20 protein-coding genes and 1 pseudogene are annotated in these 14,339 nt (G+C 60.8%); 18 read left to right on the forward strand and 3 right to left on the reverse strand.

Features of this window, described 5'->3' with window-relative positions:
- Window positions 1-20 precede the first annotated feature (20 nt).
- The 15 genes from MPC4_RS17585 (at window position 21) to MPC4_RS17660 (ending at window position 10,993) form a co-directional block, all read left to right on the forward strand.
- Window positions 21-1,493 (forward strand): ATP-binding protein, encoded by a 1,473-nt coding sequence (locus MPC4_RS17585; protein ID WP_174513669.1) that lies wholly within the window; start codon window positions 21-23, stop codon window positions 1,491-1,493.
- A gap of 1 nt (window position 1,494) precedes the next feature.
- Window positions 1,495-1,902 (forward strand): response regulator, encoded by a 408-nt coding sequence (locus tag MPC4_RS17590; RefSeq protein WP_174513670.1) that lies wholly within the window; start codon window positions 1,495-1,497, stop codon window positions 1,900-1,902.
- A 210-nt stretch (window positions 1,903-2,112) separates the two neighbouring features.
- Window positions 2,113-2,331 (forward strand): gas vesicle structural protein GvpA, encoded by a 219-nt coding sequence (gene gvpA, locus MPC4_RS17595; protein WP_134492829.1) that lies wholly within the window; start codon window positions 2,113-2,115, stop codon window positions 2,329-2,331.
- An 80-nt stretch (window positions 2,332-2,411) separates the two neighbouring features.
- The gene (locus MPC4_RS17600) at window positions 2,412-3,173 is read left to right on the forward strand and encodes a hypothetical protein (RefSeq protein ID WP_174513671.1); all 762 of its coding nucleotides are present in this window, start codon (window positions 2,412-2,414) and stop codon (window positions 3,171-3,173) included.
- Window positions 3,170-4,192 carry a gas vesicle protein GvpN gene (gene gvpN / locus MPC4_RS17605; protein ID WP_174513672.1) on the forward strand — a complete coding sequence of 341 codons (1,023 nt, stop codon included), beginning with the start codon at window positions 3,170-3,172 and terminating at the stop codon, window positions 4,190-4,192. The genes MPC4_RS17600 and gvpN overlap by 4 nt, the downstream gene beginning before the upstream one ends.
- Window positions 4,189-4,518, forward strand: coding sequence for a hypothetical protein (locus MPC4_RS17610; RefSeq protein ID WP_174513673.1), 330 nt, complete (start codon window positions 4,189-4,191; stop codon window positions 4,516-4,518). Before gvpN ends, MPC4_RS17610 begins: the two co-directional genes overlap by 4 nt.
- A gap of 111 nt (window positions 4,519-4,629) precedes the next feature.
- Window positions 4,630-4,983 (forward strand): hypothetical protein, encoded by a 354-nt coding sequence (locus MPC4_RS17615; RefSeq protein WP_174513675.1) that lies wholly within the window; start codon window positions 4,630-4,632, stop codon window positions 4,981-4,983.
- 38 nt (window positions 4,984-5,021) lie between these two features.
- Entirely contained in the window at window positions 5,022-5,759 is a 738-nt protein-coding gene (locus tag MPC4_RS17620; RefSeq protein ID WP_174513676.1) for a GvpL/GvpF family gas vesicle protein, read from the forward strand.
- A 342-nt stretch (window positions 5,760-6,101) separates the two neighbouring features.
- Window positions 6,102-6,362, forward strand: a complete 261-nt coding sequence (locus MPC4_RS17625) for a gas vesicle protein GvpG (protein WP_174513677.1) — start codon at window positions 6,102-6,104, stop codon at window positions 6,360-6,362.
- Entirely contained in the window at window positions 6,337-6,960 is a 624-nt protein-coding gene (gvpJ, locus tag MPC4_RS21005) for a gas vesicle protein GvpJ (RefSeq protein ID WP_210253684.1), read from the forward strand. The genes MPC4_RS17625 and gvpJ overlap by 26 nt, the downstream gene beginning before the upstream one ends.
- Window positions 6,961-6,971: 11 nt before the next feature.
- Window positions 6,972-7,313 carry a gas vesicle protein gene (locus tag MPC4_RS17640; RefSeq protein WP_174513678.1) on the forward strand — a complete coding sequence of 114 codons (342 nt, stop codon included), beginning with the start codon at window positions 6,972-6,974 and terminating at the stop codon, window positions 7,311-7,313.
- Window positions 7,306-7,830: an Hsp20/alpha crystallin family protein gene (locus MPC4_RS17645; RefSeq protein WP_174513679.1), complete on the forward strand. Its 525-nt coding sequence runs from the start codon at window positions 7,306-7,308 to the stop codon at window positions 7,828-7,830. The genes MPC4_RS17640 and MPC4_RS17645 overlap by 8 nt, the downstream gene beginning before the upstream one ends.
- 47 nt (window positions 7,831-7,877) lie before the next feature.
- Complete coding sequence (locus tag MPC4_RS17650) at window positions 7,878-8,435, forward strand: hypothetical protein (protein WP_174513680.1); 558 nt, start codon at window positions 7,878-7,880, stop codon at window positions 8,433-8,435.
- A gap of 31 nt (window positions 8,436-8,466) precedes the next feature.
- A complete protein-coding gene (locus MPC4_RS17655) occupies window positions 8,467-10,674 on the forward strand; it encodes a CDC48 family AAA ATPase (protein ID WP_244629090.1) in 2,208 nt (735 codons plus the stop codon).
- Window positions 10,675-10,771: 97 nt separating this feature from the next.
- On the forward strand, window positions 10,772-10,993 hold the full coding sequence (locus MPC4_RS17660) for a hypothetical protein (RefSeq protein WP_174513681.1): 222 nt from the start codon (window positions 10,772-10,774) through the stop codon (window positions 10,991-10,993).
- A gap of 23 nt (window positions 10,994-11,016) precedes the next feature.
- On the opposite strand, the gene MPC4_RS17665 is transcribed toward MPC4_RS17660, so the two are convergent.
- Together MPC4_RS17665 and MPC4_RS17670 are read right to left on the reverse strand one after the other, a co-directional pair.
- On the reverse strand, window positions 11,017-11,634 hold the full coding sequence (locus MPC4_RS17665) for a hypothetical protein (protein WP_174513682.1): 618 nt from the start codon (window positions 11,632-11,634) through the stop codon (window positions 11,017-11,019).
- Between the two features lie 586 nt (window positions 11,635-12,220).
- A complete protein-coding gene (locus MPC4_RS17670) occupies window positions 12,221-12,841 on the reverse strand; it encodes a DUF4915 domain-containing protein (protein ID WP_244629091.1) in 621 nt (206 codons plus the stop codon).
- A gap of 117 nt (window positions 12,842-12,958) precedes the next feature.
- On the opposite strand from MPC4_RS17670, the gene MPC4_RS21410 reads away from it, so the two are divergent.
- On the forward strand, window positions 12,959-13,111 hold the full coding sequence (locus MPC4_RS21410) for a hypothetical protein (protein WP_244629092.1): 153 nt from the start codon (window positions 12,959-12,961) through the stop codon (window positions 13,109-13,111).
- A gap of 68 nt (window positions 13,112-13,179) precedes the next feature.
- Window positions 13,180-13,651, forward strand: a pseudogene (locus tag MPC4_RS17675) (DDE-type integrase/transposase/recombinase); the annotation flags it as partial.
- Window positions 13,652-13,747: 96 nt separating this feature from the next.
- On the opposite strand, the gene MPC4_RS17685 reads toward MPC4_RS17675, so the two are convergent.
- Entirely contained in the window at window positions 13,748-14,062 is a 315-nt protein-coding gene (locus MPC4_RS17685) for a hypothetical protein (protein WP_174513684.1), read from the reverse strand.
- 91 nt (window positions 14,063-14,153) lie between these two features.
- Here MPC4_RS17685 and MPC4_RS17690 point away from each other — a divergent pair, with 91 nt between their 5' ends.
- Complete coding sequence (locus tag MPC4_RS17690) at window positions 14,154-14,312, forward strand: hypothetical protein (RefSeq protein WP_174513685.1); 159 nt, start codon at window positions 14,154-14,156, stop codon at window positions 14,310-14,312.
- Window positions 14,313-14,339: the final 27 nt, after the last annotated feature.

Raw genomic sequence — 14,339 nt, forward strand, 5'->3', positions numbered from 1 at the left:
CGCCAGGACAGGCGACGCAGATGCCATTCGCCACGCTGGATCATCAGAGTTTCTTTCACGCGGTGATGGCGACGATTCCTTCGTCCATCTTGATATTGGACGAGCGGGCGTCCGTGTTGGCGGCCAATCACAATTTTCTGGAAAAATCCCGCAGCAGCCTGACCTTGATCATGGGGCGGCGATTGCATGAGATTTTTCCCCCCGCCTTCCAGGACACGGCGCTCGACCAGCAAATCCGGGAGGTTATCGTCACTGGAAAAACGCTGCATCGCCAGCGGATGACCTACCGCGCGCCGGGTGTTCCCCTGCGGATCTATTCCTATAGCATCTGTCCGCTTCAGCTCCAGGGCGGCTCGGGCGGCGCCATTCTGGTCATGGACGATGTGACCGACCTGTTGCGGCTGGGGGAGGAGGTGCGGCGGATGCAGTTGCATCTCGCCAGCATCGTCGAGAGCGCCGGCGATCTCATCATCTCCACCGATCCAGACGGGGCCATCATGACCTGGAATACGGCGGCGGAGAAGGCCACCGGCTACACTCAGGCTGAAGTGCGCGGCACCCTGCTGACCAACCAGATTGATCCCGAGGTAAAGCCCGATGTCGAAGCCTGTTTCCGAAGGATCGACCAGATCGAAGACCGACGCTCGTTCGAATGGCCGATGCGGTGCCGGGATGGCGATAGCATACCGGTTTCCTGGCATTTGTCGCATATGATTGGCCACAATAGCGAGGTTACGGGCGTCGTCGTCGTCGGGCGCAATCTCGTCGAGCAGCGGGCCATTGAGGCGCAGATGCACCAGGGCGAAAAGCTCGCCGCGCTTGGCATGGTGATTGGAGGCATCGCGCACGAAATTCGCAACCCGTTGGGCGTCAGCTCAGCGGCCGCGCAACTCATGAAGTACAGAATGACGTCGCCGGCTTTGCTCGAAGAATGCGTCACGAAAGTCATCGGAGGCATCGACCGCGCCTCGCTCATCGTCGAGAGCCTGCTGCGGTTTGCGCGGCCCGGCCCTATTACCGAGACGACGCGGGTCGATGTGCATGACGTGTTGAAGAATGCTCTGATGTTCGCCTCTGGCGAGGCTGCGACCGGGACAACTGTTGATTGGCGGCTGCCGGACGCAACCCTGTCCTTATGGGCGGAAGGCGTGCAGAATCTTCTTGAGCTCGTCCTCATCAATCTCATGCTGAACGCCTTCCAGGCGATGCCGAACGGCGGCCGCCTGACGATCGGCTTCCGGCTCGACGCCGCCGAAGTCGTCATCGAGATCGGCGACACAGGCGTCGGCATTCCGGAGGCCCATGTCTCCAAAATCTTTGACCCCTTCTTCACGACGCGCAACGACAGTCGTCGGTCGGGGCTTGGCTTGTCCGTGTGTCATTCCATCGTGCGTCAGCACGGAGGCGGACTGACTGTGCGCACCTCGCCCGGCAATGGAACCACTTTCGTCGTGCGTCTTCCATCCGCTGCGCCTTCCAGGGAGAGTTCCTGACATGGGCCGCGCTGCGATCGAGCGCGCCCCCGAAACTGTCCTTATCGTGGACGATGATCAGGATATGTGTTGGGTGCTCGAGATCGCTCTGGCGGGCGTTGGCTATACGGCGACCACGGTCGGTTCGGCGCAAAGCGCCATTTCATCGCTGGCTGAACAGTCATTTCCGATCGCCTTCGTCGATGCGCGGCTGCCTGATATGGACGGTCTGCGACTGGTTGAGAAATTGCGCAACATGCAACCGGGGATGAGGATCATCATGATCTCCGGTTATTTCCTAGAAGACGACCTTCGCATCATCGAGGCGGTGCGGGCGTCCGAAATCGACGGTTTTCTTGCGAAGCCGTTTCGGATTGACGCGATCGTCGACGCGGTGAAGGGCAGTGGAGAGGGGAATCGCCGCCCGTGAATCTGGGCGCATTCGCCCGCATGCTGTGTAGAAGGCCGCGGGCTTTGTCGTGTTGGTAATGGCGAAGCTGTTGATTCTCTGGCTCTATTTCAATTCCTGAGAAATTGCGCTCGCGTGGCTCCGTTCTTGCAATTTCTACAAGTGCCGGAGGGTTCTCGCCTGTTCCGGTCAATGCACGAAGCGCTCACAGCGTTCACAAGGAGAAGCTTCATGGCACGCGTACAGAAGTCCACCGATTCGTCGAGCCTCGCCGAAGTTGTCGATCGGATCCTCGACAAAGGCATCGTGATCGATGCTTGGGTCAAGATCTCGCTGGTTGGTATTGAGCTGATCACGATCGAAGCTCGGGTCGTCGTGGCCTCGGTTGAAACCTACCTCAAATATGCAGAAGCGGTCGGCCTTACGGCTTCCGCCGCAGCGCCCGCGTAGCGTCTGCAAGCAGCCCGGGAGCGCGGTCGCGACCACGATCGCGCTCCCGGCGGCAATTTGACCCGGATGGAGGATGAGACATGGCGAAAATGGCGGAAAGCGCAACTCATATGATGGACGGAATCATGATGGCGCGCCGGCAGCGAAGCGAACTGGCGACGGAGATCAAGAATGCGACGACACGTCGCCATCGCGAAGTTCGCTCAATGCTGGAGAGCCTGAGGGCGTCGCGCGGCAGGGCAACCCGTGAGCAGGCGGCCGGCCTCATGGCGGCGACCCGAACCCGCCACGCCGACGTTCACTCATTTATGCAAGGTTTGAAGACGTCGCGGATGCAGGAATCGAAGTCATCACGCGATAAGGCGCGCGATGAGAGGAACGGTCGTCGGCGGGAGGTCAAAGGGCTTCTTGGTAAGTTCGGCCGCGAACAGCTTGCTCGCCAGAAGCATCGCCAAAACGCCGCGGCGGCCTTCATGCGCGATCTGACGAGCGGCGTTGCTTCCCTCCTCGACAAATTCGACAAGAGCGGTCGCGATCGGGCCGTCGCCCTGCGCGCGCGGTTTGCCGGCTATGCGCAGGATCGCCGCGAGGCGGTCGCGATATGGCGCGGAATGTCCCGCACGAGCAAGCCGGCGGCCGAAGCGAGCCATCGGCAGTCGGCTGAGTCTGTCGTTGTCCACGCCGCAGCGCCTCGGCCTGCCGAAATCCCCTTGCCCGCCGCGACGCATGGACCCGCCGCGACGCATGGAGCCTCCAGCGCCGCAGCGCAATCGGGCGATGCGACGAGCCGTTCGGGCCGTCATCGTGGCCCGGGCGAACGTCACGGTGGAGATTCGAAATGAGCGTCGTCCCATTCGCAAGTCACGATGCGGTCGATCCAGACGCTGGCGACCAAAGCGACTCGATCGCATTGGCTCCGAGCGAAGCATTCGTAAGCTCCGCCGCCGTTAAGGATATCACCGAGCGAGCCATGGCTTACCTCGAGGCAGGCTATGCCCTGCATTTATCAGGCCCTCCCGGCACCGGGAAGACGACGCTCGCCTTCCACGTCGCGGCTCAGCTCGGCCGTCCCGCGATCCTCATCCATGGCGATCATGAGTTCGGCAGTTCCGACCTCATCGGTCGTGAGAGCGGGTATCGCAAGTCGCGCCTCGTCGACAACTACATCCCCTCGGTCTTCAAGCTTGAAGAGGAAGGGCGCGCGCTTTGGATCGACAACCGTATCACAACGGCTTGCCGGCTTGGACATTCGATCATTTACGATGAATTCAACCGGAGCAAGCCGGAAGCCAACAACCCGTTCCTCAGCATCTTATCGGAGGGTGTTCTCAACATTCCGGGATTGCACGGCCGAGGCGAGGGCTACGTCAAAGTGCATCCATGCTTTCGCGCGATCTTCACTTCAAACCCGGCGGAATACGCGGGCGTCTACCGCGCCCAGGACGCTTTGCTGGATCGGATGATCACGCTGGAGCTCGGTCACTACGATCGGGAGACGGAGATCGCCATCACGGCCAGCAAATCCGGCGTCGATCCGCAACGCGCGGCGCGGGTCGTCGATGTCGTGAGGGCGTGCCGCGTCGAGGGAAAGGATCCGCATTTTCCCACTCTGCGCGCCTCGATCGCCATCGCCCGCGTGCTCGCTACGCGCGGCGGCGAAGCAAGCTATCGCAATCCCGTCTTCCTTTGGGCCTGCCGCGACATTCTCAGCCATACGACGCCGAACGGGAAGAGCGACCAGGCGGTTTCGCCTGATTTCATCGACCTTATTTTGCGCCGCTCCGAATGCGCGGAGGAGGACGGCAAGGTAACGATGCGGTCCGGCCGCCGCGCGGCCGCGCGAGCCAAAGGAGGAAAATGACCATGCCGGCGCAAGGACGACCTTTAAGGGGAACCGCTGATTTACGAACGTTGGCGAACCGCTCGGACATACAGATTCCAGCTCACAAGGCTTATCTGCGCATCAGCTTTCTCGAATTGGAGAAAGCTCGCCGAACGCTGGAAGTGCGCGCGGCGAGTGACCGCTTCGAGAAAATTCAAACCCGCTTTCGTGAGATCGACGCTGAAATCGCCAATATACTTGCCAGCCTGAATGGCGCTGCGCCGCGTGCGCACGCGGTTGCTGCGCCGCATCGATCGCCTGTAGGGCGCAAGCCCATGAAGCGAAACTTCCAACTTTCGTATTGAACGACTGTTCGCCCCGAAGCGACTGCCTTGCCTCAGTTATTTACACTTCGAGAGCTGCCGACCGACGAATTCCTTCCGATCGCGCGGCAAAATTGCGTGGAGATGAAGCAGATGCTGCCCAAGAACCAAAGAGCAGGACACGAAGACGATCAAAAGTCGAAGGTCACGGCGCCGCCGCCCCCGCCCCCGCCTGTCGGAAAGGTGTCGGCGGCCCGGGCCGCGGTCAAGCAATTCCTCGAGTCAGAGCTGGGCGCGCGGGAGACCCGGATCACCAAGATCGCGCCTGTTGAACATGGCGCGCTGGGATGGTCCGCGGAGGCCGAAATTCTCGTCCCGAACCTTGAAATCAAGACGCTCGGCCTGCCGCTAACGCAGGAAATTCTCGAACAGGAATACTACCTGGTCGAACTCGATATAGATCTGATCGTCCGGTCTTACGAATATCTCAGCCCGAGCAGCCACTGAGCGCGACAGCGGGCGGGCTTGTTGTGGGAGAGCATGCGATGGGTCTCTATGTCTATGCCGTGGGTCGAGCGGGGGACGACGAACTGCCGGCGCTGGAGGGCATCCTCGATCAGCCGGTCAATCGCCTTGAGCAGGGATCGCTCTGCGCCATCGTCAGCGAGTGTTCTCTTGCGCCGGTGCGCGCCGAGCGCCGCAACATCGCGGCCAATCAACGCGTGCTCAGCGCCCTCAACACGCAGTTCGACATATTGCCGATGGCGTTCGGCGCCGTGACCAAGTCGGAAGCTGAGCTGCGGCTTTTCCTCGACGAGCACCAAGACACGCTGACTGCGCAGCTGTTGCGGATCGCCGGCGCGATCGAAATGAGTCTGCGCGTGCGCCTTGAGGTTCCTGATCCTATCGCCTACCTTGTGGAACGGACGCCGGCGTTGCGCGCTGCGCGCGAACGCACTTTCCGCAGCCGCCGGCCTCCGTCTTACGATGATAGAATCCGGCTCGGCCAGCTGTGCGAGGACGCCTTGCGTCAATACCGCGACGGCCGCACGGCGCAGGTCGTCGCCGTTGTCGGCGCCTCCTGCGCTGAAGTCATGAAATTGCCTGTTCGCGAGGAAAAAGAGATCGCAAATTTGGCGGCGCTGGTGCCTCGCGCGGGTCTCGATCAATTCGAGGTTGCCGTGAATGAGTCGGCGGCGCAGCTCGACGAAGACATCGCTTTCGACATCAGCGGCCCCTGGCCGCCGCATAATTTCGTGCAGTTCAATCCGGTCGGCCAATAGAACGCGCAACGCCGTTCACCCTTGGAGGACGCGACCATGTTTGTCATCGACGATCTGCTTTCGGCGCCCGGGCACGTTGTCGCCTTCGTTCTGAGGAAGATTCTGACCGTCAAAAAGTTCAGCTCGGTAAGATCCGCGAGGCTGACGGAGGCGCCGGCGTCGCCGACTGTCGGAGACGAACGAGATCATGTTTCACTGCGCCAGTCTGCCGACGGCGCCGCCGGACGATCCGACCCTCCTCGTCAACAGAATGCCGAGCAACATCAGGCAGACCACGCGCGGTTCGGCCCGCGCGACGGATAGTACGCTCATCACCGCCATTTATCTTCAAAGGACGCCGCCATGTTTCTTATCGACGATCTGCTATCGGCGCCGTTGCGGGGGCTCGTCTTTGTTCTGAAGAAGATTGATCAAGCGGTCCAGGAAGAGACCGCTCTCGACGAGCGGGCCATCATGGCTGATCTGTCAGCGCTCCACCGCGCGCTCGACAATGGGGCGATCACCGAAGCGGAATTCGATGCGCGCGAACAGGCGTTGCTGTATCGCCTCGATCGCCTGCATGGGGAGGACGGGTCCGATGCCAGCGGCGATGCTCGTTCCTGATTCTGGCCCCGCATCCACGGCGCGGCCGGAGCGCGGCGACCAGCTGTCGCTGGCTGATGCGCTCGATCGAATCCTCCAGCGCGGAGTGGCGGCGCAAGGCAATGTGACGATCGGGCTGGCGGAAGTCGATCTGCTGTTTCTCGATCTGAGACTGCTCCTCGGCTCGGTGGACGCGATCTGGCCGGAAGGGCGCCCGCCCGTGCAGCCTGTGCATCCACGAACGCCGCCGCAAGCGCCTTCGACGCCGATGCCGGCCGCCGCCGCGCCGCGGCCCGAAATCGCCGCTGTCAGCATGGACCCCACAAGGATTCATCCGCAACCGCCGATCGCCCCCGCCGGCGCCCCTGGCCCCTCCGGGTCATCGACGGCCCAAGGCCTCGTTCGTCTCGTGCTCACCCTTGTCAAATTGCTTCATGACGTGCTCGAACGGCAGGCCGTGCGGCGTATGGAGGCGGGGCGCCTGACCGACATGCAAGTCGAGGACGTCGGCGCGGCGCTTTTCGCTCAAGCCGAAGAGATCGAACGCTTGAAGCGGCAGTTCGGATTTTCCGACAAAGATCTTTCCCTCGACCTTAGCGTTCCCGATGGGGCGCTTTGAAAGGTGTCGTCATGCCATCCGCCAATTCCCTGACCCATTCCGTCGACAGCACGAATCTCGCTGATCTGCTCGAGCGCATTCTCGACAAAGGCGTCGTGATCGCCGGCGACATTTCGATCAAGCTGGTCGAAGTCGAGCTTCTGACAATTCAATTGCGCCTGGTGATCTGCTCCGTCGACAAGGCGCAAGAACTCGGCCTCGATTGGTGGAACTACAGTGGACGTCCTGACCGTCTGGCAGTGGAGCGCACCGCCGCGCTTGAAGCGATGGACGCGCGATTGGGCAGGATCGAGCAGGCGCTTGGCGCCGTCGTCGCGGGGCCATTTGAGCAAGGGAGCACGACTCATGGGTAGGGACGATCAAAACAACAAAGATGACGACACCGGCGCGGCCGGGTTCACCAAGATCGCACGCGGGCTTTCCGATCTCTTCACCGTGCTCGCCGATTTCGATCAGCTACCGCGCCGCGGGCGGCACGAGAAGGATGGGAGGGTGATGGAATATTCCTTTGGCAAGCGCACGCTCGTCGACGAAGGGGAAGAAGGGGGCGGCCACGAGGAGACTGCTCCGGCGCGCCCTGAGACGCCGCGCCGCCGCGCTGCGAAGCCAAGCTCTCTCGAAGTCCTCGAGCCCGTCACGGACATGTTCGACGAGCCGGGCGAGGTCATATTGCTCTTCGAGCTGCCCGGCGTCGAACGCAAGGCGATACGCTGCATCCTTGACGGCGACATCCTCCTCCTCGAGGCGAAGACAGGCGAACGGCTTTATCGCAAGGAGACGCTCATCGAAGAGAAGCTGGCCCCCGGAGCGCCGCATCTCACGCTGCGCAACGGAGTTCTTGAAGTCCGACTGAGCAAGCAGCCAACCTAGCGATCCGCATTTGCGCGGAGCACCCTGGAAACGGAGCCGGCGGCAAGATGGCGCGATTGATCTACGTTCCGGTGCTTCATAGCACTCCCGAGATGGGTTCTTCCGCACGCGCCTATGAGGCAGCCTTCGTCGCCCGTTATGGCCAGAGCAAATGGGAGGAGCGATCCGCCAAATTCGACGCCATCTGGCGCGCCATCGCGGATGCGATCAAGGCGCTCTGGCTCGATCTCAGGCGCGTCAAGCTGTTCCAGGACAGCTTGCCGGTCTGCGGCCGGGAGGTCGCGCTGGTGGAGGAACTGGCGGCCCAGGGCAGTCAGAACCATCAACTCCTGGTCAACCTCATGCGCGGCGGCGCGACGCTCGTCGGCACCGAGGCGCCGGACCTGCTTCTCGAAGAATATCGGGCGCTCCAATCGCCCGAGCTGCGCACTGAGGCGAGCGCCGCGGCGCTGCTTGAGGCCCGCGACCGCTTTATCGGCGGGCGCATCGAGGCGACGCTTGGCGATGCGGAGGATGGAATTCTTTTTATCGGAGCCCTGCATGACGTCGCCAGATTTCTGCCGCGACGCATCAAGGTCGAATATCTGCAAATCCGCGATCAATAGCGATCGTCAATGAAGACGATGGGAGGACGACATGTCAGGCGAAGCATCAGCGACGAACATGGAGAAGTTGCGCCTGACGGTCGTCGAGGCGCGGCGCGAGGATGTAGGACGCGGCATCGTCAGGGTCGATCCCGAAACGCTGCGGCAGATCGGCGCCTCGCCTGGCGACGTGCTTGAGATTGAAGGGCGCGCAAAGACCGTCGCCAAGGGAATGCCGACCTTCAAGGAACAAAGAGGTCAGCAGGTTATCCAGATGGATGGGGTCGGGCGCACCAACGCCGGCGTGGCGCTGGGCCAGAGGGCCATGATCAGCAAGGTCTCCTCTGCGGTCGCCCGTCGTGTTGTCATGGCGCCGCTGGGCGCCGGCGCCTTGCGCGAAGATGAAATCGACCACATGGCGCGCCGCCTCGACGGGCTCGCCATGAAGGCTGGCGACCGCGTCAGGATCGCTTTGTTTGGAGGAAACCACCGCGATTTCCAGGTCGTGCGAAGCGAACCCGATGGACCCGTGATGATTCATCCGGACACATTGCTCGCCATTGAAAATCCACGCGGCGGGTCGGCAGGCAAGGCGGAGGCGGCAGCGGAGGACATCGTCACCTATGACGATCTCGGCGGCATGGAGCGCGAAGTCGCGAAAATACGCGAGATGATCGAGCTGCCGCTCACCCATCCTGAAATCTTTGAGCGTCTCGGCATGACGCCGCCGAAGGGCGTGCTGATGCACGGGCTGCCCGGCTGCGGCAAGACGCTCCTCGCGCGCGCCGTGGCCCACGAGGCCGCCGCCGCTTTCATCTATGTCAGCGGACCGGAAATCATACAGAAATTCTACGGCGAGAGCGAAGCCCGGTTGCGCAAGATCTTCGACGACGCGCAGCGGCGTGCGCCCTGCATCATTTTCTTTGACGAAATAGATGCGATCGCGCCCAAACGCGAGCGTGTCGAAGGCGAGGTGGAAAAGCGCGTCGTCGCCCAGCTTCTTGCGCTGATGGACGGACTGAAGGGCCGGGGCGACGTGATTGTGATGGCCGCCACCAATCGCCCCAACAGTATAGATCCGGCCTTGCGGCGGCCAGGCCGCTTCGACCGCGAGATCGCCATAGGCATCCCCAACGAGCACGCCCGGCTCGAGATCCTGGAAATTTACGCACGTGGGATGCCTCTCGGCGACGATGTCGATCTCAAGGAACTCGCCGAGACGACGCACGGCTTTACTGGCGCGGATCTGAACGCTCTTTGCCGTGAGGCCGCCATGGCGGCGCTGCGTCGTCAGCTTCCTGAGCTGACGCTCGATTCGGGGCCAATTCCCTATGAGGCGCTGATGGCGATGGAGGTTGGTATGACGGATTTCAGGGAGGGCCTCAGCGAGGTGTCGCCCTCTGGGCTGCGCGAAGTAGCCGTCGAAGTGCCAAATGTCCGATGGGATGACGTGGGAGGGCTTGAGTCGATCAAGGCCGCCCTGCAGGAGGCCATCGCCTGGCCCTTGAGCCAGCCGGCTCTGTTCGAGCAGATCCAATTGCAGCCGCCGCGCGGCATCCTTCTTTATGGTCCTCCCGGGAATGGCAAGACGCTTTTGGTGAAGGCGCTGGCCTCACAAAGCAATCTCAACTTCATTTCGGTCAAAGGACCGGAGCTATTGTCAAAATATATCGGGGAGTCCGAACAGGGCGTGCGCGAACTCTTCGCGCGAGCCCGCCAGGCGGCGCCTTGCATTATCTTTCTGGACGAGGTCGACGCCTTGGTGCCGAAGCGCGGCTTCGACGGCCGCTCGCCGGTGACAGACCGGGTCGTCAGCCAATTGCTTACCGAGCTCGATGGCGTGGAGGCGCTGAAGGACGTTTGGGTGATCGCAGCGACCAACCGGCCCGATATGCTCGATGACGCCCTCCTGCGCCCCGGCAGGCTCGATTTCCGGCTTGAGGTGCCGCGCCCGGATCGCGTCGCGCGGCAGGCGATCCTGGCGGTGCATCTGCGCAGGAAGCCGATCGATCAGCGTATCGATCTCTCAGCCCTGGCCGAGTTGACGGAAGGAATGTCGGCGGCCGAGGTCCGGTTCGTCTGCGACCGCGCCGCCATGAATGCGATCCGCCGCGTGTTTCCAGCGGCCAAAGGCGGATTGGTCGACGTCGCCACCCTGCGCATCGAGCAGCGGGACTTCGACGAGGCCATTGGGGACCGGGCCGCTGCTTCAGGACAGCCGGCGGCGCCACAACCAATTCCTTTTTTAGGATCCTTGTGACTCCAACCGACGCAGAACGTCATGACAAAAGGAGAGGGATATGCAGTTTCAAGAATCAGTATCGCACGGCGCCCTTTTTCAGGAGCATCGAGCGGAGGTGATCCGCGAGAGCCTTGATCATTTGTTGGCCATGGCGCAGCGTTACCGTAGCGAAGGCAGTCGCCGGCAGGCGATGGAAATCTACTGGATGTTGTCAGAAGATCATTCCGAAACGGTGCAAGCGCAGGCTGCGCAGGACAAGCTGCTCGAACTGGCTCACATCTACGAACGCGACGGCTCCAGGCATCAGGCGCGCGCCGTTTATGAGCGCCTGTTGTGACTCTCATGCGTGGTCACGCAGGATCATTGTGCGCGCTCATGCCGCCCCGGCGTACAACCGTGGCGATTGATCTGTAGACAAGCAGCGCACACAGAGCGCGGGCGAGTTCGCCCGCGCGACTGTTGGCGGTGAGGGCTGCCAGCGGGAGATGATCCAAGGCTCCAGACGCGGTTGACGCGATCCGCACGAACTGTTGCTATGGCGTCGCGAAAAGCGCCCGGCCCGAGCGAAGCGAGCCGATTCTTGAGAGTTTTCTCGAGTTGCCGCTGCCGATCGCCGCCTTCGAGGCGGAGGGCGATGCCCGGCGTCTGCACATGGCTCCGCCAATCGAAGGCGCTCTGAACTTGCTGGGAAAAATCAGGGATCGCCGCGTCGCCGAGAGGTGTATCCGAGGCGGCTCCGGACGTGTCGATGCTGCCGTTGGTGCTCTCACTGCTGCCGATCTGGGCATCTTGGCCTGCGCTCACGCCATAAACTAAGCTACCCGCATCCAGTGCGACGGCAAATGGTAAACCTAATTTTCCAAACACTGCAGAAGTCGAGGTCGAAAGATAAGCCTCTCCGGAGCCACCAGCCATCGCTGCCTGGTATAAAACGCCGTCCGTAAGACCAAGGCCGACAACAAATAGATACGACGGCATTTTCACGCTCCCCACTATTGGCTATATTTTATTTAATATTTTCTGTCTATTTCTGATCAAGATATGCACTTGAACTATAAAAAGTGCACAAAACAGCAAGAAGGCAACTATAGTTAAATATGGAACAATAATGTCTTTACTAAGATGGCCAGTTAGCATAAAATCACCCACCGATTTGTACAGCCATTTCAAGATAAAGAATTGGGCAAACGCCAAGAGCAGTATGCCTGCGCACAATTGAACAAAAACACTTTTTGCGTCATATCTATGTATTCTATAAAAAGCACGATAAATCCTTTTGAATCTGTAACGGGCATTTATAGTGAACCATATAATTGTAATTAGTGAATAAAGTAATAGCACTATTACAAATTCTTTATCGGTACGACCATATCTCACGATCAAATATCGCGATATATATATGCTATATAACCGACGAACCACAACAGCAATTGGTTTGATATCCGTGTTAATTCTTGAGACGATGACCAACTTCTCCTTTTCATTCAACGATTCTCGACGGGTTGCTTGTTTATGTTACGACGGGGCAATCTCGCGATTTAGTTTAGGCGTCGTGTGGCGATCCTCAAGAAGTGCCATCATTTCCTCGAGTAGCCACCTCGTTATTTTGCCTGGCTGACGCGAGATCCCATCGATCTTCTCCTCGGGTGGACAAGACTGTTCCGCGCGCAAAACCCCTTGGACACCTCACCCCGGCTATAACCCCCACATCAAAAAGCTCGGTCACATCCCCCTCCAGCCGCAGCCATTGCACGATGTCGCCGTTGCGCAGGTCAACGATGATCAGCCCGCGCCAGGGCGTCGCCCCGCGCTTGCGCATTGTGTCCGCCACCGGCAGGCCGTCGAGGGCGACGCCGCGCGGCAGCGAGATCGTCAGCACGGCGTAATGATCAACGAACGCAAGGCCGCGCGCGAAGCCTGGGCAAAAGGCGACGTCCTCGCGTCGCCCGCTCGCCCGGTCTATCCGTACAAGTGCGCCGCGCCCCGACTCGACGACATAAACTGCGTCGCCGCGCACGCGCGGCGAGTGGGGCATCGAGAGACCGTCGGCGACGATCTCATCGGTCTCGATATCGATCAGCACGCCGCCGTCACGGCGGCCTCCGCGCCAGCTTTCCACCGCATCGCCAGTGGAACAACAGGTCACGTAGCGGGCGCGGCCATTTTCCATGGCGAGGCCGTTCAAATGGCAACAGCGGCTTGAACGCATGCGTCATGCTCATCGTGGCTCTGGTGCAAACCGCTGCAACGGGGATATTCGCCGCAAACTGGCTCCTGGAGCAAGCGGACCCCTATACTGAGCATGGATGATCTTCCCAAGGGCCGCCATTTCCACCGGGAAATCATCATCTTCTGCGCGCGCTGGTATCTCTGGTTCATGCTCAGCTTTCGAGACGTCGTGGAAATAATGGCGGAACGCGGATTATCTCTGGCTCATACGACGAACTTGCGCTGAATCCAACGCGCTGTTCCAGAATTCGAAAGCGGCGGAACCGCTTTTTCGCTCGCCAAGCCGACGAATGCTGGCGCGTTGATGAGACCTACGTCAAGATCAAAGGTCGCTGGACCTACCTCTATTGCGCCGTCGACAGGACTGGAATGACCGTCGATTTCCTGCTCCGCCAAGCGAGATGTGGCTGCCGCCAAACCGTTTTCCGTCGGGCGTTCAAGAGCCAAGGTCGACTGCCGCAGAAGATCACGTTCGACGGCTATCAAGCTTCGCATCGAGCGGCGCGTGAATGGCTCGAACAGCATCAAGGCGCGCGGACCAAAATTCTGTCGAAATACTTGAATTACCTCATTGAACCGGATCATCGATCGATCAAACGTCGCTTGGGCCCTATGCTTGGCTTGAAGCGGTTCCGAAACGCCTCGGATCACCCTCGCTGGTATCAAACTCATGCACCGGATCAGAAAAAGTCAGTTCAAGCTCGGAAGGCTTCGCATCAAAGACCACCGGGCGCCCGAAATCTGGAATGCAATACTCGCCGCATGAGTCGGCTCATCCCTTGTCGTTCCGCTGCGCTCTCACGGAAACTTTGCTCCACAGCCGTGACGGATAATGAAAAGGACTTTGCCGGACTCCAGGTCGTCAATCCGATACGCGGAGCGGTTTGAGGCACTTCGGATTCGACACGCTGCGCGACCTGCCCGTATCGAGATGCTCGAGGACGCCGGCCTCCTCAGCAAGGACAAGCCGCTCGCGGGGGAGTTGCCGGGCGGGTTCGGCGCAGAGGAACAGCAGGACAAAGGAGATGATCGGCCCGATGAGGTCGCAACCGCCATCGGCAGGACGGACGCTTGACGATCCAGCGCGATGGCCCAGCTGCGAGCGGTCGTGAAACTGCGTCGCAACCAGCGACGCCTTCGCCCATCTCACGACGCAAATTTCGAAGCGTTTCCGCATTGGCGAGCCTGCGCGAACTTTCCGACATCGCGCGGTTGCAGGACGCCGGCTCGCTGGACCCGGCGCGCCCGCCGTTGATCTCGACGGAGCCTTGGATTCCGACGAAGTCTCGGGTCACGGCGAAGGGGACGCGGCGATCGGAGACGAAGCGGATGACTCATTGCCGGCCGCGCGGGCGAAGATCCTCACCAGCCAGCGCCCCTTGCTCGACCGTCTCGAGGCGCTCTGTGCTCACGAGCCCAAAGCATGACTCATCCGATGCGGAAGCGTCTGGCTT

Origin of the sequence: Methylocella tundrae (genome assembly GCF_901905185.1) — a bacterium.
Taxonomy (GTDB): Bacteria; Pseudomonadota; Alphaproteobacteria; order Rhizobiales; family Beijerinckiaceae; genus Methylocapsa; species Methylocapsa tundrae.